At 68.9% G+C, this 23,015-nt stretch carries 19 protein-coding genes and 1 tRNA gene; 17 read left to right on the forward strand and 3 right to left on the reverse strand.

Features of this window, described 5'->3' with window-relative positions; all coding sequences use genetic code 11:
* The first annotated feature begins 7 nt into the window (after positions 1-7).
* From hisG to EV640_RS08015, 17 genes are all read left to right on the forward strand, one after another.
* Complete coding sequence (hisG, locus tag EV640_RS07935) at positions 8-859, forward strand: ATP phosphoribosyltransferase (RefSeq protein WP_036474911.1); 852 nt, start codon at positions 8-10, stop codon at positions 857-859.
* A 14-nt stretch (positions 860-873) separates the two neighbouring features.
* The gene (gene hisF, locus EV640_RS07940; RefSeq protein WP_133726211.1) at positions 874-1,638 is read left to right on the forward strand and encodes an imidazole glycerol phosphate synthase subunit HisF; all 765 of its coding nucleotides are present in this window, start codon (positions 874-876) and stop codon (positions 1,636-1,638) included.
* Positions 1,639-1,645: 7 nt separating this feature from the next.
* Positions 1,646-2,014, forward strand: coding sequence for a phosphoribosyl-AMP cyclohydrolase (gene hisI, locus EV640_RS07945; RefSeq protein ID WP_051501076.1), 369 nt, complete (start codon positions 1,646-1,648; stop codon positions 2,012-2,014).
* Positions 2,007-3,656 (forward strand): chorismate-binding protein, encoded by a 1,650-nt coding sequence (locus EV640_RS07950; protein ID WP_133726212.1) that lies wholly within the window; start codon positions 2,007-2,009, stop codon positions 3,654-3,656. Before hisI ends, EV640_RS07950 begins: the two co-directional genes overlap by 8 nt.
* A complete protein-coding gene (locus EV640_RS07955; protein ID WP_133726213.1) occupies positions 3,653-4,417 on the forward strand; it encodes a Trp biosynthesis-associated membrane protein in 765 nt (254 codons plus the stop codon). Before EV640_RS07950 ends, EV640_RS07955 begins: the two co-directional genes overlap by 4 nt.
* Before the next feature lie 127 nt (positions 4,418-4,544).
* The gene (locus EV640_RS07960) at positions 4,545-4,925 is read left to right on the forward strand and encodes an HGxxPAAW family protein (RefSeq protein ID WP_051501074.1); all 381 of its coding nucleotides are present in this window, start codon (positions 4,545-4,547) and stop codon (positions 4,923-4,925) included.
* Positions 4,926-5,729, forward strand: a complete 804-nt coding sequence (trpC, locus tag EV640_RS07965) for an indole-3-glycerol phosphate synthase TrpC (protein WP_133726214.1) — start codon at positions 4,926-4,928, stop codon at positions 5,727-5,729.
* A 128-nt stretch (positions 5,730-5,857) separates the two neighbouring features.
* Positions 5,858-7,177, forward strand: coding sequence for a tryptophan synthase subunit beta (gene trpB / locus EV640_RS07970; protein ID WP_036474904.1), 1,320 nt, complete (start codon positions 5,858-5,860; stop codon positions 7,175-7,177).
* Positions 7,174-8,010 (forward strand): tryptophan synthase subunit alpha, encoded by an 837-nt coding sequence (gene trpA, locus EV640_RS07975; RefSeq protein ID WP_036474903.1) that lies wholly within the window; start codon positions 7,174-7,176, stop codon positions 8,008-8,010. The genes trpB and trpA overlap by 4 nt, the downstream gene beginning before the upstream one ends.
* Complete coding sequence (locus EV640_RS07980) at positions 8,007-9,593, forward strand: sodium-dependent transporter (RefSeq protein ID WP_133726215.1); 1,587 nt, start codon at positions 8,007-8,009, stop codon at positions 9,591-9,593. Before trpA ends, EV640_RS07980 begins: the two co-directional genes overlap by 4 nt.
* Positions 9,593-9,697 (forward strand): methionine/alanine import family NSS transporter small subunit, encoded by a 105-nt coding sequence (locus tag EV640_RS07985; RefSeq protein WP_084479505.1) that lies wholly within the window; start codon positions 9,593-9,595, stop codon positions 9,695-9,697. Before EV640_RS07980 ends, EV640_RS07985 begins: the two co-directional genes overlap by 1 nt.
* A gap of 130 nt (positions 9,698-9,827) precedes the next feature.
* The gene (lgt, locus tag EV640_RS07990) at positions 9,828-11,099 is read left to right on the forward strand and encodes a prolipoprotein diacylglyceryl transferase (protein WP_133726216.1); all 1,272 of its coding nucleotides are present in this window, start codon (positions 9,828-9,830) and stop codon (positions 11,097-11,099) included.
* Positions 11,100-11,441: 342 nt separating this feature from the next.
* A complete protein-coding gene (gene gltB / locus EV640_RS07995) occupies positions 11,442-16,085 on the forward strand; it encodes a glutamate synthase large subunit (protein WP_133726217.1) in 4,644 nt (1,547 codons plus the stop codon).
* Complete coding sequence (locus EV640_RS08000) at positions 16,078-17,544, forward strand: glutamate synthase subunit beta (protein WP_133726218.1); 1,467 nt, start codon at positions 16,078-16,080, stop codon at positions 17,542-17,544. Before gltB ends, EV640_RS08000 begins: the two co-directional genes overlap by 8 nt.
* Positions 17,545-17,635: 91 nt before the next feature.
* Positions 17,636-19,150 carry a pyruvate kinase gene (pyk, locus tag EV640_RS08005; protein WP_036474898.1) on the forward strand — a complete coding sequence of 505 codons (1,515 nt, stop codon included), beginning with the start codon at positions 17,636-17,638 and terminating at the stop codon, positions 19,148-19,150.
* Between the two features lie 148 nt (positions 19,151-19,298).
* Positions 19,299-19,379, forward strand: a tRNA-Leu gene (locus EV640_RS08010).
* Between the two features lie 195 nt (positions 19,380-19,574).
* Positions 19,575-20,153 (forward strand): ANTAR domain-containing response regulator, encoded by a 579-nt coding sequence (locus EV640_RS08015; protein WP_051501100.1) that lies wholly within the window; start codon positions 19,575-19,577, stop codon positions 20,151-20,153.
* 120 nt (positions 20,154-20,273) lie between these two features.
* Here EV640_RS08015 and EV640_RS08020 read toward each other — a convergent pair whose 3' ends face one another.
* The 3 genes from EV640_RS08020 to EV640_RS08030 form a co-directional block, all read right to left on the reverse strand.
* The gene (locus tag EV640_RS08020) at positions 20,274-21,458 is read right to left on the reverse strand and encodes an acetyl-CoA C-acetyltransferase (RefSeq protein WP_133726219.1); all 1,185 of its coding nucleotides are present in this window, start codon (positions 21,456-21,458) and stop codon (positions 20,274-20,276) included.
* 84 nt (positions 21,459-21,542) lie between these two features.
* Complete coding sequence (locus EV640_RS08025) at positions 21,543-22,199, reverse strand: CoA transferase subunit B (protein WP_036474894.1); 657 nt, start codon at positions 22,197-22,199, stop codon at positions 21,543-21,545.
* Between the two features lie 7 nt (positions 22,200-22,206).
* Positions 22,207-22,989: a CoA transferase subunit A gene (locus EV640_RS08030; RefSeq protein WP_036474892.1), complete on the reverse strand. Its 783-nt coding sequence runs from the start codon at positions 22,987-22,989 to the stop codon at positions 22,207-22,209.
* Positions 22,990-23,015 lie beyond the last annotated feature (26 nt).

The following is a 23,015-nucleotide window of genomic DNA, read 5'->3' on the forward strand; positions in this document are numbered from 1 at the left end:
GATCCCTATGCTGCGCATTGCTGTTCCGAACAAGGGCGCCCTCTCCGAGGCCGCCATGGAGATGCTCTCCGAGGCCGGCTACGTCCAGCGCCGCGACCGGCGCGAACTGGTCATGCTCGATGAGGAGAACGGGGTGGAGTTCTTCTACCTGCGGCCCCGCGACATCGCCGTCTACGTCGGCGCCGGCACGCTCGACGTCGGCCTCACCGGACGCGACCTCTTCCAGGACGCCCGCGTCGACCACGGAGCCGAGGAGGTGCTCGGCCTCGGATTCGGCAAGTCCACCTTCCGCCTGGCAGGGCCCGCCGGGCGCTTCAGCAGCGCTGCGGACCTCGCCGGCACCCGGGTCGCCACCAGCTACGACGGCCTGCTCGCCCAGTGGTTCCAGGACCAGGGCGTGCCCGATGTCGAGGTGGTCCACCTCGACGGCGCGGTGGAGACCTCCGTGCGGCTCGGCGTGGCTGACGCCATCGCCGATGTGGTCGAGACCGGCAACACGCTTAAGGCCGCCGGGATGGAGACCTTCGGGGACCCGATCATGGAATCCGAGGCGATTCTGATCTCCGGGCGCGGGCAGCACCCCGAGGGACTGGACCGGCTGATCCGGCGCCTGCAGGGCGTCCTGGTCGCGGCCCAGTACGTGATGATGGACTACGACGTGCACCGGGACCTGCTCCCGGCGGCCTCCGCGATCACCCCGGGGCTGGAATCACCGACCATCTCGCCGCTTGCGGATGAGAACTGGGTGGCGGTGCGCTCGATGGTGCCGGCCAAGAAGACCAACCAGCTGATGGACGAGCTCTACGAGATCGGCGCCCGCGCGATCCTGGTCTCCTCCATCCACGCCTGCCGGATCTGATCGCGGGGCCGCCGATGACACTTGCAGTCCGAGTCATCCCCTGTCTCGACGTCGACGCCGGTCGCGTGGTCAAGGGGGTCAACTTCGAGAACCTCCGCGATGCCGGAGACCCGGTGGAGCTGGCCCACCGCTACAACCGGGCCGGCGCCGACGAGCTGACCTTCCTCGACGTCACCGCCTCCTCAGCCGACCGGGAGACCACCTACGACGTGGTCACACGCACCGCTGAAGAGGTCTTCATCCCGCTCACCGTGGGCGGCGGGATCCGTTCGCCGCAGGACGTGGACCGGTTGCTGCGCACCGGGGCCGACAAGGTCTCGATCAACACCGCCGCCGTCTCCCGCCCCGAGGTGATCAACGAGATCGTCGGCCGCTTCGGCAACCAGGTCCTGGTGCTCTCCCTCGATGCTCGGCGCAGCGACGCCACCTCTTCCGGCTTCGAGGTCACCACCCACGGCGGTCGCACCGGCACCGGGATCGACGCGCTGAGCTGGTGCCGCGAGGCCGCCGAACGCGGAGTGGGGGAGATCCTGCTGAACTCCATCGACGCCGACGGCACCCGGGACGGGTTCGACACCGAGATGATCGCCGCGGTGCGCGCGGTGACCCGGGTCCCGCTGATCGCCTCCGGCGGCGCCGGGGTCCCGGTTCACTTCCCACCCGCCATCGCCGCCGGCGCCGACGCGGTCCTGGCCGCCTCGATGTTCCACTTCGGTCCCGATGACATGATCGCCCAGGTCAAAGACGCCATACGATCCGCCGGACACCCGGTGAGATGAGGTTCGCATGAGCAGCAGCGAAGACACCGAGACGCCACTCCTGCCAGAGTCGGTGCGCGAGGCCGTGCGCTTCAACGCCGATGGACTGGTGCCGGTGATCACCCAGGACGCCGAGACCTCCGAGGTGCTGATGCTGGCCTGGATGAACGCCGAGGCGCTGGGCATCACCCTGGCCACGGCCCAGGGGGTGTACTTCTCCCGGTCCCGCCAGGAGCTCTGGCGCAAGGGCGCCACCTCCGGCAACGTGCAGCAGGTGGTCTCGCTGGCGCTGGACTGCGACGGCGACACCGTGCTGATGCGCGTGGAGCAGTCCGGACCCGCCTGCCACACCGGAACCACCAGCTGCTTCACCGGACGGGAGATCACCGATGCATGACCTCGGCACCGTGGTTCCCGGACCTGAGGAGTTCCTCGAGCTGGCCCATGACCACCGGGTGATCCCGGTGACCATGACCCTGCTCGCCGACTCCCACACCCCGCTGAGCATCTACCGGGCGCTGGCCACCGACGCCGCAGGGGCCGCCCGCCCCGGCACCTACCTGATGGAGTCCGCCGCCCCCGGCGCGGCCTGGTCCCGACACTCCTTCATCGGCGTGCGCACCTCCGCCACGCTCAGCGAACGCGACGGCGCCGCGCACTGGATCGGCGAGCCGCCGGTCGGGACCCCGCGCGAGGGCACCACCGCCGCGGTGCTGCGAGACACCCTGGAGTTCCTGGCCAGCCCCGCCACCGCCGGCGGCGCTGCCGCCAGCCCCGCCGACGCAGACGCCGCAGGACCATCCGGGCGCCCGGACCGCAGCGTCCCGGGCCGGCCCTTCATCGAGGAGCTGCCGCACCTGACCTCTGGCCTGGTCGGCTACGCCGGCTGGGACGTCATCCGGCACTGGGAGAAGCTGCCCCACCCGCCGACCGACGATCTGCACATCCCCGAGATGGCGATGAACCTGGTCTCGGACCTGGCGGTGCACGACAACCGCGACGGCACCGTCACCCTGGTGGCCAACGCGATCAACTTCGACGGCCAGGACACCGGCGCCGAACGCGCCTACGCCGACGCCGTCGCCCGGCTGCACCAGATGAGCGCCAAGCTCGCCGAGCCCGTGGCGCCGGTGATCTCCACCGCCCAGCCGAACTGGGGCGCCGCGGTCAAGCAGGACCTCACCGACCGGGTGATCCACGCCTGGGATCAGAACGAGTACCTGGCCACCCTGGGCAAGGCCAAGCAGGCCATCATCGACGGCGAGGTCTTCCAGATCGTGGTCTCCCGCCGGTTCGAGGTGGAGACCGAGGTCGATGCCCTCGCCGTCTACCGAATGCTTCGGCTGCTGAACCCGAGCCCGTATATGTACCTGATGCACTTCGAGACGCCCGCCGGAGAGCCCTACCAGCTCGTCGGAGCCTCCCCGGAGGCCCTGGTCACCGTGGAGGACACCACGGTGGTGACCCACCCGATCGCCGGCACCCGGCCCCGCGGGGAGACCCCGAAGCAGGACGCGGAGCTCGCGGAGGACCTGCTGGCGGATCAGAAGGAGCGCGCCGAACACATCATGCTGGTGGATCTGGCGCGCAACGACCTGGCCAAGGTCTGCGTCCCCGGCTCGGTCCAGGTCACCCGATTCATGGCGGTGGAGCGCTTCAGCCATGTGATGCACTTGACCAGCCACGTCCAGGGTGAACTGGCCCCGGAGCACAGCGCCTACGACGTGCTCTCGGCGACCTTCCCCGCCGGCACGCTCTCCGGGGCGCCGAAGCCGCGTGCGCTGCAGCTGCTCGACGCCTGGGAGCCCACCCGGCGCGGGATCTATGGGGGAGTGGTCGGCTACTTCGACCTCTCCGGGCGCATGGACGCCGCCATCGCGATCCGCTCCGCGCTGCTGAAGGACGGCCGCGCCTACGTCCAGGCCGGCGGAGGCATCGTGGCGGACTCCGACGACGACGCCGAACGTGAGGAAACCGTGAACAAGGCCGCCGCCCCGCTGCGCGCGGTCCTGGCAGCCGACCGTCTGGAGCACACATGAGCGAGACCACCCCGGCCCCGGAGAACCCCGGTCCCGAGCAGCGCCGCGGATCAGCCTCCTCGCGTCTGCGCGGGATCCTGACCCGCCGCGGGGTGGTGCTGATGTCCCTGGTGGGCGGCGCGCTGCTGCTGATCTCCTCCACCATGACCTGGGTGCAGGCCTACGGCCTGGGCTCGACCTCCACGGTCCAGGAAGTGGCCATCACCGGCGCTGACCTGGCCGAGACCGTCACGGCCATGGGCCTGGTCGGCCTCGCCGCCGGGATCGCGGTCACGATCGCGAAGCGGCTGGGCCGGATCGTGATCGGTGCGGTGCTCTTCGGCGCGGCCGGCATCGCGCTGCTCGCCATCCGCTCGGTGCTCGCGGACCCGGCCAACGCCGCCTCCGCCGCGCTGGGCGAGATCACCGGCACCACCGCCGATGCCCAGCGCTACGAGCTCAGCATGGCCGTGTGGCTCGGCTTTACCGGGGCGCTGCTGCTGCTCATCGCCTCGATCGCGCTGCTGGTGGTCTCCCACCGCTGGCCCGACCGGAGGTCGCGCAAATATCAGGTCGCCTCCGCCGAGGACGCCGCGGCAGACGGCTCCCAGGTGCCCGGGGGCAATCCCGGTGCCCACGGCACCGGCGCAGGAAACCAGCCCGGCGCGGGGAACCGCCCTGGTTCTGCGAACCGGCCCAGCGGACCAGAGAGCGGTCCCGATGAGTTCGACCTCTGGGACGGGCTCTCCGAGGGCCAGGACCCCACAGACCCGCAGCGCTGAAACCTGCGACGGTGCTGCCGGGGCAGGTTTCGCGCGGCGACGTCACCGACGACGCGGCGCAGCCATACGTGGCAGAATGGGGCGCAGAATCGAATGAGCACTGCCGCACGTTCTAGAGAGGACCAGAATGGCCAACACCACTGCTCTGCGCGACACCGAGCCAGCCCCCGGCGAGAAGATCGATGACGAGTACATCCATCACGATCACATCGGCCACGGCTCCACGCCGGCAGCCTGGGCGCTGAGCCTCACGATCATCCTCGGCTCGATCATCGCCGGACTCGGCATGGTGCTCGAGGTCTGGGTGATGGTCTGGATCTCGATCCTGTTCCTCCCGCTGGCCCTCGTCCTCGGCATGGTGCTCAAGGCCAAGGGCTACGGTGTGGAGATGGACTCCAACGCGGTGCTCAAGAACGGTGAGAGCGCCCGCGACCACCAGGGTCCGGCCAGCACGGACAACTCCCGCAGCGGCAAGGACAAGCGGCGGCCCAAGACCGCCGCCCACTGAATGGTGAGCGTCCTCGACTCGATCATCACCGGGGTCCGCGAAGACCTCCAGGCCCGTCGGGCCCTGATCCCGCATGAGCAGATAGTGGCCGCCGCGGCCGCTGCCGCCCCGGCGCTCGACGCCCACGCCGCGCTGCTGGCCGGGCGCGCGGATCCGCACGGCGTGCGGATCATCGCCGAGGTCAAGCGTTCCTCACCCTCGAAGGGTGCCCTGGCCGAGATCCCCGATCCGGCCAGACTCGCGAGGTCCTACCAGGACGGCGGAGCCGCGGTGATCAGCGTGCTCACCGAGGGCCGCCGGTTCAACGGGAGCCTGGCCGACCTCGACGCGGTGCGCGCCGCCGTGGAGATCCCGGTGCTGCGCAAGGACTTCATGGTCGAGGAGTACCAGTTCTACGAGGCCCGCGCCCACGGCGCTGACCTGGTGCTGCTGATCGTGGCGGCACTCGAGGACGAGAAGCTGCGCCACTTCCTGGCCCTGACCCACGAACTGGGCATGGAAGCCCTGGTCGAGGCGCACACCGAGGAAGAGATCGCCCGCGCCGTCGCACTGGGCGCCAAGATCGTCGGGGTCAACGTGCGCAACCTCAAGACCCTGGAGGTCGACGTCGCGCACTATGCCACGATGGCCCAGCACCTGCCCGCCGATGTGGTGCGGATCGCGGAATCCGGCGTCACCTCAGCACAGGTGGTCGCCGACTACGCCGCCCAGGGAGCCGACGCCGTGCTGGTCGGAGAGGCGCTGGTCAAGGACGGAGAGCCGGAGACCGCGCTGCGCAGCTTCCGCTCCGCCAGCCTGGTCTGAGCCCGTCGCAGCTCGGTCCTGCGATCCGAGCGTCGTTGAACCGAAGCCTTCGCCCACCTCGGGCGTCGCAGAATTCCACAAGCGCCGCGCTGGATGACCAGAGCGGCGCAGAACATCGAGGAGAGATCATGAGCGCTCCTGCTGAGGAGACACAGAAGTACCGCGACCACGAAGGGCCCTATTTCGGGAGCTTCGGCGGACGCTGGATGCCGGAATCGCTCGTCGCCGCCCTCGATGAGGTCGAGCAGACCTTCCGTGAGGCGAAGGAGGACCCGGAGTTCCTGGCCGAGGTCTACCGTCTCGGCCGGGACTACACCGGGCGTCCCTCGCTGCTGACCGAGGTCAAGCGTTTCGCCGCCGAGGCCGGGCCCGCCCGGATCTTCCTCAAGCGCGAGGACCTCAACCACACCGGCTCGCACAAGATCAACAACGTGCTCGGCCAGGCGCTGCTCGCCAAGCGCATGGGCAAGACCCGACTGATCGCCGAGACCGGCGCCGGCCAGCACGGTGTCGCCACCGCCACCGCCGCCGCCCTGATGGGCATGGACTGCGTGGTCTACATGGGCTCCGAGGACACCCGCCGGCAGGCGCTCAACGTCGCCCGGATGCGGCTGCTCGGGGCCGAGGTGGTCCCGGTGGACCACGGCGCGAAGACGCTGAAGGACGCGATCAACGAGGCGCTGCGCGACTGGGTGGCCTCGGTGGAGCACACCCATTACCTGCTGGGCACCGTGGCCGGACCGCACCCGTTCCCGGAGATGGTGCGCTGGTTCCACCAGGTCATCGGCGACGAAACCCGCGAGCAGATCCTCACCATGGAGGGACGCCTGCCCGATGCCGTGGCCGCATGCGTGGGCGGGGGATCCAACGCCATGGGCCTCTTCCACGGCTTCCTGGATGACCCCGAGGTGGCGCTCTACGGCTTCGAGGCAGGTGGCGACGGCGTCGAGACCGGCCGGCACGCCTCGGCGATCACGCTGGGCCGCTCCGGGGTGCTGCACGGCGCGCGCTCCTTCCTGATGCAGGACGAGGACGGCCAGACCGTGGACTCCCACTCGATCTCCGCCGGACTGGACTATCCCTCGGTCGGCCCGGAGCACGCCTACCTCGCCGAGACCGGACGGGCCATCTACGAACCGGTGACCGACGCCGAGTGCATGGCCTCCTTCGAGATGCTCTGCCGCACCGAGGGCATCATCCCCGCCATCGAATCGGCCCACGCCCTGGCCGGCGTCGCCCGGCTCTCCCGCAAGTGGGGCGCCGAGGGCGAGGGCAAGATCATCATCATCAACCTCTCGGGCCGCGGCGACAAGGACGTGGAGACCGCCGCAGAATGGTTCCGGATGCTTCCGGGCCAGGAGAACGACCCGGTGGCCGAGACCGAGACCGCCGAGAAGACCGGGGACGAGAGCCCGTCCCCGGCACCCGAGACGGGAGTCCAGTCATGAGCACCGAAGCCACCCCGGCAGAGCCCAGCACGCAGGCGCCGGAGACCGCATCCAGGACCGCCGAGGCCATCGAGGCCGCCCGCGCCCAGGGCCGCGCCGCCTTCATCGGCTACCTCCCGGCCGGCTACCCGGACAAGGAGACCTCCATCGCGGCCGCCATCGAGCTGGCACGCAACGGGGCCGACGTGATCGAGATCGGGGTGCCCTACTCCGATCCGGTGATGGACGGCCCGGTCATCCAACAGGCCACCACCGAGGTGCTGGCCCGCGGGTTCCGGCTCCCCGAGGTCTTCGAGATCGTGGCAGCCGTGGTCGAGGCCACCGACGCCGCGGTGCTGGTGATGACCTATTACAACCTGATCGACCGTATGGGCGCCGAGGAGTTCGCCCGGCGTCTCGCCGAGGCCGGCGGGGCCGGCGCGATCACCCCGGACCTGATCCCCGATGAGGCCGGCGAATGGATCGCCGCCACCGAGAAGCACGGCCTGGACCGGGTGTTCCTCACCGCCCCGACCTCCTCACCGGAACGGGTGGCGCAGATCGTCTCGGCCTCCCGCGGCTTCGTCTACGGCGTCTCGGTGATGGGCGTGACCGGTGCCCGCGACCAGGTCTCCGACGCCGCAGAAAGGGTGGTCAACGCCGCCCGCAGCGCGGGCGCCGAACGAGTCTGTGTGGGACTCGGGGTCTCCACCCGGGCCCATGTGGAGGAGATCGGCCGCTACGCCGACGGCGTCATCGTGGGCACCGCACTGGTCGCCGCGCTGCGCGACGGCGGGCCCTCCGCCGTGGCGGCGCTGACCGCCGAGCTCACCGGAGCCGAGACCGGTCGATGACTTCGCGGCCGCCGGTGCGGACCCGGGTCCGGGAGAGCTTCAACTCCCGGACCGTGTTCATCCTGGCGGCCGTCGGGTCCGCAGTGGGCCTGGGGAACATCTGGCGGTTCCCCTACGTCACCTACGAGAACGGTGGCGGGGCGTTCCTGATCCCCTATCTGATCGCGCTGCTCACCGCCGGGCTGCCGATCCTGCTCTTCGACTATGCCCTGGGGCACCGGTTCCGCGGGTCCCCGCCCCTGGCCTTCAGACGGCTGCACCGGCACGCCGAGCCGATCGGCTGGATCCAGGTGGGAATCTGCTTCCTGATCTCCATCTACTACGCCGCCATCATCGCCTGGGCCGCGATGTACACCTGGTATTCCTTCACCCAGGCCTGGGGTGAGGACGCCGAGAGCTTCTTCTTCACCGAATATCTGCAGTACGACGGGGCAGGCACCGAGGGCGCGGGGCTCTCGATGGACTTCGTGGCGCAGGTCGGATGGCCGCTGATCGCTGTCTGGGTGGTGCTGCTCCTCGCTCTGGGACTCGGCGTCCGGCGGGGGATCGCGCGGGTCTCGATCTACGGGATCCCGGTGCTGTTCGTGATGTTCCTGATCCTGGTGGGCTACTCGCTCAGCCTCGACGGAGCGCTGACCGGGCTCAACGCCCTGTTCACCCCCGACTGGAACGCCCTGACCGACGCAGGCGTCTGGATCCAGGCCTACGGGCAGATCTTCTTCAGCCTCTCGGTGGGCTTCGGGATCATGGTCACCTACGCCTCGTATCTGAAGCGCAGGTCCAACGCCACCGGCTCAGGGCTGGTGGTCGGGTTCGCGAACTCATCCTTCGAGCTTCTCGCCGCCATCGGCGTGTTCTCCGCGCTGGGCTTCATCGCCGTCGCGGCGAACACCGCCGTGGACGAGGTGGCCTCCTCAGGGCTCGGCCTGGCCTTCGTGGCCTTCCCCACCATCATCAGCGAGGCGCCGGCCTCCGCGCTGCTCGGCGTGCTCTTCTTCGGCTCGCTGACGCTGGCGGGCATCACCTCGCAGATCTCGGTGCTCGAGGTGGCGATCTCCTCGGTGAAGGACAAGACGGGATGGTCCCGACCGGTCACCGTCGGTGTCGTCGGTGGGTCCAGCGCACTGATCTCCGTGGTCCTGCTCGGCGGGGTCTCCGGGCTCACGGTGCTCGATGTGATCGATGCGTTCTCCAACAATGTCGGCATCGTCGCCGCCGCGTTCATCGCGGTCCTCTCCGTCACCTGGGGCTTCCGGCGCCTCGACGTGCTCGCGGCCGGGATGAACGCCTACGGTTCGATCCAGCTGGGACGGATCTGGAAGTCGCTGATCGGGGTGGTCATCCCGGTCGTCCTGGGGGTGCTGTTGGTGATCGACATCCGCGCGAAGGTCACTGATGGCTACGGCGGGTTCGACACCTGGGTCGTGATGACCTTCGGCTGGGGAGCTCTCGCCTTCGTGGCGGTGGCCGCCGTGGTGATGACCGCGCTGCCCTGGCGAGACGCATCTGCCCTGCACGCTGAGGCGCTCGAGGAAGAGACCGAGCCAGAGAAATCCGAGCACGGGACGGGAGCCCGAGACTGATGGACACCGATGCCCTGATCATGATGATCGTGGCCCTGGCCACGGTCTGGGGCGGCCTCGCGGCCGCCGTCGCCCACCTGAGGCGACACCCGGACGGCTCCTGACCTCGTTGCCGAGGACGGCCCGACCGCTGGTCGCACGGAGGCAGGCTCAGGCCATAGACTGCACCGGATCCCGAATTCAGCCCGCCCCCAGCTCAGCAGGGGAGGGTGACTCACACCGCGAGAGGACCCCGTGTTCAACACTTCAACTCCGGTCGGCGCCCTGCAGGCCGCCGCTGAGGCCACCGCCTCGGCCACGGCGCAGATCAGCGCAGCCTTCCCCTCTCCGCCCACGGACGGGATCGATCTCGTCGGCCCGCTGCGGATCGGGTTCTACGGTCTGGCGATCGGTCTGGGCATCCTGGTGGCGTACTTCGTCTCCAGCCGGCTCTGGAAGTCCCGCGGCGGCAGCCCCGAGAACGTCTTCGACGCGCTGATCTGGGCCGTGCTGCTCGGCATCGTGGGCGGTCGGCTCTATCACGTGATCACCTCCCCGGACGCCTACTTCGGGGAGGACGGCGACCTCTCGCTGATCCCGCAGGTCTGGCTGGGCGGCCTGGGCATCGTCGGCGCCGTCGCGCTGGGCGCCGTCGGCGTCTGGTTCGCCTGCCGGCGCTACGGCATGAAGTTCGGCGCCTTCGCCGACGTGATCGTGCCCGGCGTGATCCTGGCCCAGGCCATCGGACGCTGGGGCAACTACTTCAACCAGGAGCTCTACGGCGCTCCCACCAACCTTCCCTGGGGCCTGGCGATCGACACCACCCAGCGCCACCAGGCGCCGCCGCTGGGTGCCAGCGAGTCCACGCTGTACCACCCGACCTTCCTCTACGAGAGCATCTGGAACCTCATCGGGTTCTTCCTGCTGATCGCGCTCTACCGCCGCTTCGCCGTGAAGCAGGGCCTGATCGCCTGGACCTACGTGGCGTACTACTCGCTGGGCCGGTTCTGGATCGAATCGCTGCGCATCGATGAGATCAACAAGTCCACCCAGTGGATCAATATCTTCGGCCTCGAATGGCGCCTGAACATGTGGATGTCGGTGTTCCTGTTCGTCCTCGCGCTTGGCATGCTGATCTGGCTCTGGACCCGACGCCCGCGCACCGACGCGGCGCTGGCCGAGGAGCTGGAGATCTACCGCCCCGGGCAGGGCCCGCGCGGATCCGAGGACCACGCCGCAATGGCGGCCCGGTCCGAGTCCGGAGACACCGCGCTGGTCCCGGCCGGGGCGCAGCAGACCCCCTCCCAGGGCGTCGCGCAGACCGGTGAGCCGGCCTCGCCCACCGCCGGAAACCACGCCGGAGACCACGCCGGAGACGAGGCCGGAGACCACGCCGGAGATGCCCCCGGCACCGCCGGTGACAGCGCAGCATCGGAGACCGGCGGCAGCGCTGGATCCGCCGGTCAGAACATCGAATCGGGCGAGGAGTCCGCCGGTCCGGACGAGACGAACAGTCCCAAATCCTGAGATCAGACTTGCCACCGGCAGGTCAGGGTTGCAAGATTGATCTCATCCCCTGGCGTCAGCCAGGACCACGACGGCGGCGCGCCGACCAAATCGCGCCGTGGCAGTCAAGCGCAGGGACACACCCCCGCAGAGCGCACCGGTGGCAGCGTCATGCAGGACTGAAGACCGACGGATCTGAGGACTTCCTCGCAGACCGGGACGCACACAGTCTCGAAGAGCTGGGAGAATAAGCTCAGACTCCATGCATCAGAGATCCGCGCATAAAGGATCCGTGCACCATAGAAGGGGCCGATGATGTCCCCTCCCCATGAAACGTCCGCATGCGGAGGAAGGAAGAGCTTCATGTCTACTCTCGGATCACCGGGAACCGGCGCAGCTGCCACGGCAGACTCGCCCCAGGCCATGAGTCCCTATCAGCGCTTTGCCGCTTTCCCTGAGAAGGCTGGACTCTACGACCCCGCCAATGAGCACGAGAACTGCGGCATGGCCGCCGTGGCCACGCTGCGCGGAGAGCCGGGCCACGACATCGTGGACCACGCCCTGGTGGCGCTGCGCAACCTCGAGCACCGCGGCGCCGTGGGCGGCGACGTGGGCACCGGCGACGGCGCCGGACTGCTCACCCAGATCCCGGACGAGTTCTTCCGCGCGGTCACCGAGTTCGAGCTCCCGCCGATGGGGGAGTACCTCGCCGGCACCGCGTTCCTGCCGCAGTCACCGGCCGAGCGCGAGTCGATGTGCGCCAGCTTCGGCGAGCTCGCCGAGGAACAGGGCCTGATCGTGCTGGGCTGGCGCGATGTCCCGGTGGACGCCTCGATGATCGGCAGCCTCGCCAAGGAGTCCATGCCGTACTTCCGGCAGGTCTTCCTCGGCTTCGCCGCCGAGGACTCCATCGCCTACCAGGAGTCCGCCTCGGGCACGCTGGACCAGCGCGGATGGCGCCTGCGCAAGCGCGGACAGAACCGGCTCGGGGTCTACTTCCCCTCGCTGTCCTCGAAGACCATCACCTATAAGGGGATGCTCACCACCGCGCAGCTCGAGCCGTTCTTCCCGGACCTCTCGGACGAGCGGTACAAGACCACCCTGGGCATCGTGCACTCGCGCTTCTCCACCAACACCTTCCCCTCCTGGCCGCTGGCCCAGCCGCTGCGCAACATCGCGCACAACGGAGAGATCAACACGGTCAAGGGCAACCGCAACTGGATGCGCGCCCGGCAGTCGGTCATGGCCTCGGAGCTGCTCGGCGAGGACCCGGAGTCGCTGTTCCCGATCTGCACCCCCGGCGCCTCGGACTCCACCAGCTTCGACGAGGCCGCCGAGCTGCTGATGCTCTCCGGACGTCCGCTGGCCCAGTCCATGCGCATGATGATCCCTGAGGCCTGGGAGAACCACGAGACCATGGACCCCGATCTGCGGGCGTTCTACCAGTACCACGCCCAGCTCATGGAGGCCTGGGACGGCCCCGCCGCGATCGCGTTCACCGACGGCCAGCAGGTCGGGGCGATGCTGGACCGCAACGGACTGCGCCCGGCCCGCTACTGGGTCACCGACGACGGCCTGGTCGTGATGTCCTCCGAGGTCGGCGTCCTGGACCTGGAGCCCTCCTCGATCGTGCGCAAGGGCCGCGTCGCCCCGGGCATGATGCTGCTGCTGGACACCGTCGAGGGCCGAATCATCGAAGACGCCGAGATCAAGGCCGATCTGGCCTCCTCGGCGCCCTGGGCCGACTGGGTCCGGGAGAACCTGGTCAAGCTCGCCGATCTCCCGGAGCGCCTCCACGTGCGCCACCCCTCGGAGTCGGTGCGGCTGCGCCAGCAGACCTTCGGCTACACCCACGAAGAGCTGCGCGTGCTGATCGGCCCGATGGCCACCGCCGGTGCCGAGCCGCTGGGCGCCATGGGCACCGACACCCCGATCGCGGTGCTCGCCGACCGCCCCCGGCTGCTCTTCGACTACTTCGTGCAGACCTTCGCCCAGGTGACCAACCCGCCGCTGGACGCGATCCGCGAGGAGCTGGTCACCTCCCTGGGACTGCACATCGGCCCCAGCGGCAACCTGCTCAGCAACGAACAGGTCCGCTCCCGCCAGGTCGCCCTGGACTTCCCGGTGATCAACAACGACGAGCTCGCCAAGATCGCGAACATCCGCAACGACGACGGCGCGAAGATCACCCTGAAGGTCCGCGCGCTCTACCGCGCCGGATCCCGGGAGGAAGAGCTGCGCCAGCGGATCCGCGAGATCTGCGAGAAGGTCTCCGCCGCGGTCAACCGCGGGGTCAGCTACATCGTGATCTCCGACCGTGACTCCAACGCCCAGTGGGCGCCGATCCCCTCGCTGCTGGTGCTCTCCGCGATCCACCACCACCTGCTGAAGTCCGCCAACCGCACCAAGGTCTCCCTGGTGGTCGAAGCCGGAGACGTCCGCGAGGTCCACCATGTGGCCTGCCTGATCGGCTACGGCGCGGCCGCAGTGAACCCCTACCTGGCCATGGAGACCGCCGAGGACATGGTCCGCCGCGGCGACCTGACCGCTGTCGACGAGGAACAGGCGGTGCACAACCTGCTCACCGCGCTGGGCAAGGGCGTGCTGAAGATCATGTCCAAGATGGGCATCTCCACCGTTGCCTCCTACTGCGGTGCGCAGACCTTCGAGGCCGTGGGCCTGGCCCAGAACGTGGTGGACCAGTACTTCTCCGGCACCCACTCGCCCATGGGCGGGGTCGGGCTCGATGCGCTCTCCACCGAGACCCTGGAACGCCACTCCCGGGCCTACCCGGCCGACGGCAACGACCTCGGGCGCGGCAACGAGCTCGAGATCGGCGGGGAATACCAGTGGCGCCGCGAAGGCCCGCCGCACCTGTTCAACCCGCAGACCGTCTTCAAGCTCCAGCACTCCACCAAGACCCGCCGGTATGACATCTTCAAGCAGTACTCCAAGGCGGTCGATGACCAGTCCGAGGCGCTGCTGACCCTGCGCGGGCTCTTCAAGCTCAGCTCCGAGCGGACCGCGGTGCCGATCGAGGAGGTCGAATCCGTCGCCGGGATCGTCAAGCGGTTCAACACCGGGGCGATGAGCTACGGCTCGATCTCCCAGGAGGCCCACGAGACCCTCGCGATCGCGATGAACCGGCTCGGCGGACGCTCCAACACCGGTGAGGGCGGGGAGCACCCGGCCCGGCTCGAAGACCCCGAGCGGCGCTCGGCGGTCAAGCAGATCGCCTCCGGACGCTTCGGGGTGACCAGCCAGTACCTGACCCACGCCGATGACCTGCAGATCAAGATGGCCCAGGGCGCCAAGCCCGGCGAGGGCGGCCAGCTCATGGGCAAGAAGGTCTACCCCTGGGTGGCCGAGACCCGGCACGCCACCCCCGGAGTCTCCCTGGTCTCCCCGCCGCCGCACCACGACATCTACTCCATCGAGGACCTGGCCCAGCTGATCTTCGACCTCAAGCGCGCCAACACCGGCGCCCGGGTCCACGTGAAGCTGGTCTCGCTGCATGGGGTCGGCACCGTGGCGGCCGGCGTGACCAAGGCCAAGGCCGACGTCGTGCTGATCTCCGGACACGACGGCGGCACCGGCGCCTCGCCGCTGAACTCGCTCAAGCACGCGGGCACCCCCTGGGAGCTCGGGCTGGCCGAGGCGCAGCAGACGCTGATGCTCAACGGGCTGCGCGAACGCGTCACCGTGCAGGTCGACGGGCAGCTCAAGACCGGGCGCGACGTGATCATCGCCGCGCTGCTCGGCGCCGAGGAATACGGCTTCGCCACCGCCCCGCTGGTGGTCTCGGGCTGCATCATGATGCGGGTCTGCCACCTGGACACCTGCCCGGTCGGCGTCGCCACCCAGAACCCGGTGCTGCGCGAGCGCTACACCGGCCAGGCCGACCACGTGGTCAACTTCTTCGAGTTCGTCGCCCAGGAGGTGCGTGAATACCTGGCCGAGCTGGGCTTCCGCACCCTGGACGAGGCGATCGGGCATGTCGACGCGATCGACATGGACGACGCCAAGCGGCACTGGAAGACCACCGGGCTGGATCTGGGCGCCGTGCTGGACAGCTACGACCCCAACGACCCGGTCACCGCCTCGATGCTGCGCCGCACCCGCGGACAGGACCACGAGCTGGAGAAGCACTTCGACATGGGCCTGATCGAGCTCGCCGGCCAGGCCATCGCCCACGGCGAGAAGGTGATGATCGAGAAGAAGGTGATCAACACCGACCGCTCGGTGGGCACCATGCTCGGCCACGAGGTGACCAAGGCGCAAGGCCTGAAAATGCTGGAGAACAACACCATCGTGGTGCAGCTCACCGGTGAGGCCGGGCAGTCCCTCGGGGCCTTCCTGCCGCACGGGATCACGCTGCACCTCTCCGGGGACGCCAACGACTATGTGGGCAAGGGACTCTCCGGCGGGCGGATCATCGCCCACCCGGACCCTGCCGCGCCGCTGGTCGCAGAGCGCAACGTCATCGCCGGCAACGTGATCGGCTACGGCGCGACCGCCGGAGAGATGTTCCTGCGCGGCCAGGTCGGAGAACGCTTCCTGGTGCGCAACTCCGGGGCCACCGCCGTGGTCGAAGGCATCGGTGACCACGGCTGCGAGTACATGACCGGAGGCCAGGCGTTGATCCTGGGACCCACCGGGCGCAACTTCGGGGCAGGCATGTCCGGAGGCACCGCGTTCCTGGTGGACTTCGACGAGGAGAAGATCAACTCGCAGGCCCGGCTCAACGGTGACCTGCTGCTGCTGGAACCCGACGAGGAGGACCGCGCGATCATCGGGGACCTGCTGCGCCGGCATCACGAGGAGACCGGCAGCGCAGTGGCCGAAGCCCTGCTTGAAGATCTCGAGACGACCTATTCGCGCATCACCAAGGTGCTCCCGCGCAACTACGACGCCGTGCTCCGCGCCCGCTCCAGCGCCCTCGACGAGGGTCTGGATCCCGATGGCGACGCAGCATGGCAGAAGATTCTGGAGGCGACCCGTGGCTGATCCGCGTGGATTCATGAAGCACCGAGAGCGCCAGGACCGGCCCTCTCGCCCCATCCCGGTCCGGATCATGGACTTCAACGAGGTCTATGAGCGCAATGAGCGCGGCATCGTGGCGACCCAGGCCAGCCGCTGCATGGACTGCGGGATCGCGTTCTGCCACACCGGCTGCCCGCTGGGGAACCTGATCCCGGAGTGGAACGACCTGATCTGGCGCGACCAGTGGGAGGAGGCCTCCTCCCGGCTGCACATGACGAACAACTTCCCCGAGTTCACCGGGCGGATCTGCCCGGCCCCCTGCGAGACCTCCTGCGTGCTGGGCATCAACCAGCCCGCGGTCACGATCAAGCAGTCCGAGGTCTCGATCGCCGATGAGGCCATCGCCCGCGGCTACGTGGAACCGGTGCTGCCCCAGCGGCTCACCGGCAAGACCGTGGCCGTGGTGGGCTCCGGACCGGCCGGCATGGCCGCCGCCCAGCAGCTCACCCGCGCCGGGCACACCGTGGCCGTCTACGAGCGTGACGACCGGCTCGGCGGGCTGCTGCGCTACGGCATCCCGGACTTCAAGATGGAGAAGCACCACGTGGAGTTCCGCATCGATCAGATGCGCGCCGAGGGCACCCGGTTCTACACCTCCACCGAGATCGGCGCCGACATCACCTGGGACGCCCTGGAGGCCAGCTACGACGCGGTCATCCTCGCCACCGGCGCCATGGTCCCGCGCGATCTGGGCATCAATGGGCGCGAGCTCGACGGGGTCCACTTCGCCATGGAGTACCTGGTGCAGTCCAATAAGGCCACCTCAGGGGATCAGGTCGAGGGCCAGATCCGCGCGGACGGCAAGCACGTCGTCGTCCTGGGCGGCGGGGACACCGGTGCCGACTGCATCGGCACCGCCCACCGCCACGGCGCCGCCTCGGTGACCACCCTGGCCATCGGCAAGGAGCTGCCCTCGGAGCGCTCCGACCACGAGCCCTGGCCGATGGACCCGCGGGTCTTCGAGCTGACCAGCGCCGACGAGGAGGGCGGGGAGCGCAGCTACCTGGCCTCCACCGTGGAGTTCCTCAGCGACGACGCCGGCCGGGTGCGCGCCCTGAAGGTCGCCGAGACCCAGTACAACCCCGACGGGTCCCGCTCCCCGAAGCCCGGCTCCGAGCGCGAGATCCCGGCGGACCTGGTGCTGCTGGCGCTGGGCTTCACCGGGGCGGAGTCCGACACGCTCACCGAGCAGCTCTCGATGGACTTCGACCGGCGCGGAAACATCAACCGGGCCGAGGACTACCAGACCTCGGTGGAGGGCGTCTTCGCCGTCGGCGATGCCGGCCGCGGGGCCTCCCTGGTGGTCTGGGCCATCGCCGAGGGCCGCGCGGCGGCCGCGAAGGTGGACGAATATCTCGAAGGCGCGACCAGGCTCCCGGCCCCGGTCAAACCCTCGGATCGTGCGATTTCACTCACAGGCTGACTGTTATAGGCTCGATACGAACAATCCTGGTCCAGTGTCGTGCCAGTCCATCAACTCGCTTAACGGCACTAGAGATAGGACAAGGTGAGACATGAGACACGCCAAGATCGTTGCCACATTCGGCCCCGCCACCGCCGGCTATGAGATGACCCGCAAGCTCGTGGAGGCCGGCGTCGACGTCGCCCGGGTCAACATGAGCCACGGCGACTACAGCGTCCACGAAGAGACCTACAACACCGTCCGCGAGGTCTCCAAGGACCTGCGCCAGGCCGTGGGCATCTTCGCCGACCTGCAGGGACCCAAGATCCGGCTCGGTCGTTTCATCGAGGGGGAGCACCCGCTCGCCGTCGGGGACCGCTTCACCATCACCATCGATGACATCGAAGGCACCAAGGACCGCTGCTCCACCACGTTCAAGGGCCTGCCCGGAGACGTCAACGTCGGGGACACGCTGCTGATCGATGACGGCAAGATCGCGCTGCGCGCCGTGGAGGTCACCGCCACCGACGTGGTCACCGAGGTCACCGTGCCCGGCAAGGTCTCCAACAACAAGGGCATCAACCTGCCCGGCGTGGCCGTCTCCGTGCCGGCGATGTCGGAGAAGGACGAGGAGGACCTGCGCTGGGCCCTGCGCACCGGCTTCGACATGGTCGCGCTCTCCTTCGTCCGCGACGCCGCAGACATCGAAGCCGTGCACCGGATCATGGATGAGGAGGGACGCCGCGTCCCGGTCATCGCCAAGGTCGAGAAGCCCCAGGCGGTGGAGGCGCTGCAGGACATCGTCGACGCCTTCGACGCCGTCATGGTCGCCCGCGGCGACCTCGGTGTGGAGCTGCCCCTGGAAGAGGTCCCGCTGGTGCAGAAGCGCGCCGTGGAGCTCGCCCGCCGGTGGGCCAAGCCGGTCATCGTCGCCACCCAGGTGTTGGAATCCATGATCGACAGCCCCCGGCCCACTCGCGCGGAGGCCTCCGACTGCGCCAATGCGGTGCTCGACGGCGCGGATGCGGTCATGCTCTCCGGTGAGACTTCCGTGGGCCAGTTCCCGGTGGAGACCGTGGAGACCATGTCCCGGATCATCGAGACCACCGAGACCAAGGGTCTGAGCCGGATCCCCGAGCTCGGCACCAAGCCCAAGACCCGAGGCGGCGCGATCACCCGCGCGGCCAAGGAGATCGCGGATCAGCTCGACATCGAGCACCTGACCACCTTCACCCGTTCCGGAGACTCCGCCCGCCGGCTCTCCCGGCTGCGGCCCAAGCAGAACATCTTCGCGTTCACCCACGTCGAGCACACGCACAACATCCTGACCCTGTCCTGGGGCGTGCAGCCGCGCTGGGTGGAGTTCGCCACGCACACCGACACCATGACCGCCCAGGTGGACAAGCTGCTGCTGGAGGAGGACGCCGCGGAGCTCGGCCAGCTCGTGGTCATCGCCGCCGGGTCTCCTCCAGGACAGGCCGGGACCACCAACATGGTCAAGGTCCACCGGATCGGTGACCTGCACGACGCCAGCGACATCGAGACCCTGCGCCGCGGCGACATCGCCCCGGCGAACAAAGAGCCGGTCGGCCCCTGGCCCGCGGCCAGCGCCTCCAGCGCGTCCTAGTCGGAGCGTCCGGTCAGCGCGGCACGGCAGAGATTCAATGCTCGGGCCCAAGCCCGGGTAAGCTGGTGCCGTCCTCGTCATGGAGTCTGAGAAGACCCCTCGCCGAGGACGGCATGAGCGCCGGGGAGGCCCTGACCTCCTCGGTTCAGCCCGAATGGCGGAATCGGTAGACGCGCCGCACTCAAAATGCGGTACCACTGGTGTGTGGGTTCGAGTCCCACTTCGGGCACCTAGACGATGACCAGCCCAGCATGGGGAGCGTCCCCTCCGGGAGAGACTCCCGGCACGGCGGTCAGGGACCAGAAGGAGAACGGTGAGCGAACAGACTCCGGGCGCCGGCGAGAGCGCATCCGCGGCAGCAGAATCCCGCGCCGTCCCTGAGGCGGCGGCCCACGAGGCGGAACGCGGCGCCGCGCCGCGCCGGGTGCTGGTCGCCGAGGACGAGACGCTCATCCGGCTCGACATCGTCGAGATCCTCACCGGCGCCGGCTACGACGTCGTCGGCGAGGCCGACAACGGCGAACGCGCCGTGGAGCTGGCCCGTGAGACCGAGCCTGACCTGGTGGTGATGGACGTGAAGATGCCCATCATGGACGGGATCACCGCGGCGCAGCTCATCGCGGAGGAGCGGATCGCCCCGGTGGTCATGCTGACCGCCTTCTCCCAGCGCGACCTGGTCGAATCGGCCCGCGAGGCCGGGGCCATGGCCTATGTGGTCAAGCCCTTCACCGAGAATGATCTGATCCCGGCGATCGAGGTCGCCATGGCGCGCTTCGACGAGATCCGCGCTCTGGAGGACGAGGTCACCTCGCTGGCGGACAAGTTCGAGACGCGCAAGCTGGTGGAGCGGGCCAAGTCCCTGCTCACCACCAAGATGGGACTCACCGAGCCGGAGGCCTTCCGCTGGATCCAGAAGACCTCGATGGACCGTCGGCTCTCGATGCGCGAGGTCGCCGAGACCGTGGTCGACCAGATGACGGACTCCCCGCCCTACCTCAAGTAACCCCTTCCCCACCTCCCGTTGAGGGGCTGATTCTCCGAGTATCTGAGGCTGTTTTCGGCCCCAACTGATCGGAGAATCAGCCCCTCAACGCGTGGGTCACACGGTGAGGAAACGCGTGGGTCACACGGTGAGGATCAGGGCGTCGCCCTGGCCTCCGCCACCACACAGGCCTGCGGCTCCGGTGCCGCCGCCACGGCGGGACAGCTCCAGAGCGAGGTGGAGCACCAGGCGCGCCCCGGACATCCCGACCGGGTGCCCCAGCGCGATGGCGCCGCCGTTGACGTTGAGCTTCTCCTGGGCGAGGCCCAGCTGTTTGGCCGAGGCGACGCCCACAGCCGCGAAGGCCTCATTGATCTCCACCAGATCCAGCGACTCCGGGCTGATGCCCTGCTTGCGGCAGGCCTCGGCGATGGCGTTCGCCGGCTGCAGCTGCAGCGAGGAGTCCGGGCCCGCCACCATGCCGTAGGCGCCGATCTCCGCCAGGGGAGTGAGCCCGAGTTCCCGGGCCTTCTCCGGGGTGGTCACGATGACCGCACAGGCACCATCTGAGATCTGCGAGGCTGAGGCAGCCGTGATCGTGCCCTGCTTGTGGAAGGCGGGGCGCAGCGTGCTCAGCGATTCGGCCGTGGTGCCGGCCCGGATGCCCTCGTCGCGGCTGACCGTGGTGGGCTCCCCCTTGCGCTGGGGCACCTGAACGGGGGTGACCTCGTCGTCGAAGACTCCGTTCTCCCAGGCCTGAGCGGCGCGTTCATGGGAGAACGCGGCAAGCTGATCCTGCTCCTGCCGGGAGACCTCGACCTCTGCGGTGTTGCAGGACTCGGTCAGGGCGCCCATGTTCTGCGCGGTGGCCTGGTCGAAGAGCGCGTCATAGGCCATCGAGTCCACCAGGGAGGTATCCCCGAAGCTGAAGCCCTTACGGGATCCCGGCAACAGGTGGGGCGCATTGGACATCGATTCCATGCCGCCGGCCACCACCAGCTCACACTCGCCCGCGCGGATCAGCTGATCGGCATAGGCGATGGCGCTGAGTCCGGAGAGGCAGACCTTGTTGACGGTGATCGCTGGCACATGGCCCGGGATCTCGGCGCCCAAGGCGGCGGTGCGGGCCGGGTTCTGTCCGGCTCCGGCCTGAATCACCTGACCCATGATCACGTAGTCGACCTGATCCGGGCGGACCCCGGTCTTTTCAAGCGCGCTGCTGATCGCGGCCGAGCCGAGCTGGGCTGCGGTGAGTGAGGAGAGCCCGCCCATCAGCTTGCCGATGGGGGTGCGGCTGCCTCCGAGGATCACGGAACCGGGTGTCATAGGTGCTCCTTCATGTTCAAGACGAGTCAAGGGTGTTCTGGACCACACATATCATGTGCGGCGCCTCAGTGGATGTGCGGTGCCTCAGTGCAGTTCGACGCCGGTGGCTTCGCGCACCTGCTCCGCGCTCACCCCCGGTGCGGTCTCCACCAGCCGCATGCGCGGTTCGGCCTCGGTGCCCACGACGTCGATGACGGCCAGGTCGGTGATGATCCGGTTCACCACGGACTTCCCGGTCAGCGGCAGGGTGCAGGCCGGCAGGATCTTCGGCGAGCCGTCCTTGGCCACATGGTCCATCAGGCAGATGACCCGCTCCGCGCCGTGGACCAGGTCCATGGCGCCGCCCATGCCCTTGACCATCTTGCCGGGCACCATCCAGTTGGCGAGGTCGCCGTTCTCGGCGACCTGCATGCCGCCCAGGACGGCGACGTCGATCTTGCCGCCGCGGATCATCCCGAAGCTGGTGGAGGAGTCGAAGAACGACGCCCCGGGAAGCAGGGTGACGGTCTCCTTGCCGGCGTTGATCAGGTCCGGGTCCACGGCGTCTTCGGTGGGGTAGGGGCCCACTCCGAGGATGCCGTTCTCGGACTGGAGCACCACGGTGCGCTCGGCCGGGATGTGGTTCGGGATCAGGGTGGGCATGCCGATGCCCAGGTTCACATAGGCGCCGTCGGGGAGCTCCTCGGCGGCGCGGGCGGCCATCTGCTCGCGGGTCCAGCCCGCGTGGGTCTCGGTGGTCATGACGCGATCACTCCTTCTCGTCGCTGCGCACGGTGCGCTTCTCGATGGGCTTGTCGATCTCAGGCCCGACCTCCACGATCCGGTGCACGAAGACCCCGGGCAGGTGCACGGCGTCGGGATCGATCTCGCCGGGCTCCACGAGCTCCTCCACCTGGGCGATGCAGACCCGACCCGCCATCGCGGCGTCGGGGCTGAACTGCCGGGCGGCCTTGTTGAACACCAGGTTGCCGTGCCGGTCACCGCGCTGGGCGTGGATGAGGGAGTAGTCGGTGACGATCGACTCTTCCAGGACGAACTCGAGGGCTCGACCGTCATGGACGGTGAAGGGCCGGACCTCCTTGGGCGCGGACTGCTTCGCCACGCCGCCGGAGCCGTCGTAGGTCATCGGGATGCCGCCCTCGGCGACCTGCGTGCCCACTCCGGAGCGGGTGTAGAACGCCGGGATACCGGCGCCGCCGGCACGCATCTTCTCTGCCAGAGTGCCCTGCGGGACGAGCTCCAGCTCGAGCTCGCCCTCCAGGTACTGCCGGGCGAACTCTTTGTTCTCTCCGACATAGGACGAGGTCATCTTCGCGATCCGGCGTGCCGCCAGCAGCACGCCCAGGCCCCAGCCGTCCACGCCGCAGTTGTTGGACGCCACGGAGAGTCCGGAGGCGCCCTGCTCAAGCAGCGCCTCGATGAGCTGGATCGGATTGCCGGAGAGGCCGAAGCCTCCCACGGCGAGCGAGGCGCCGTCGGGGATGTCGGCCACGGCCTCGGCGGCGGTGGTCACGGTCTTGTCGATGGTCATGGGCCCTCCTCAGGGTTTCACGGACT

It is taken from the genome of Nesterenkonia aurantiaca, assembly GCF_004364585.1.
In the GTDB taxonomy this organism is placed as follows: domain Bacteria; phylum Actinomycetota; class Actinomycetes; order Actinomycetales; family Micrococcaceae; genus Nesterenkonia; species Nesterenkonia aurantiaca.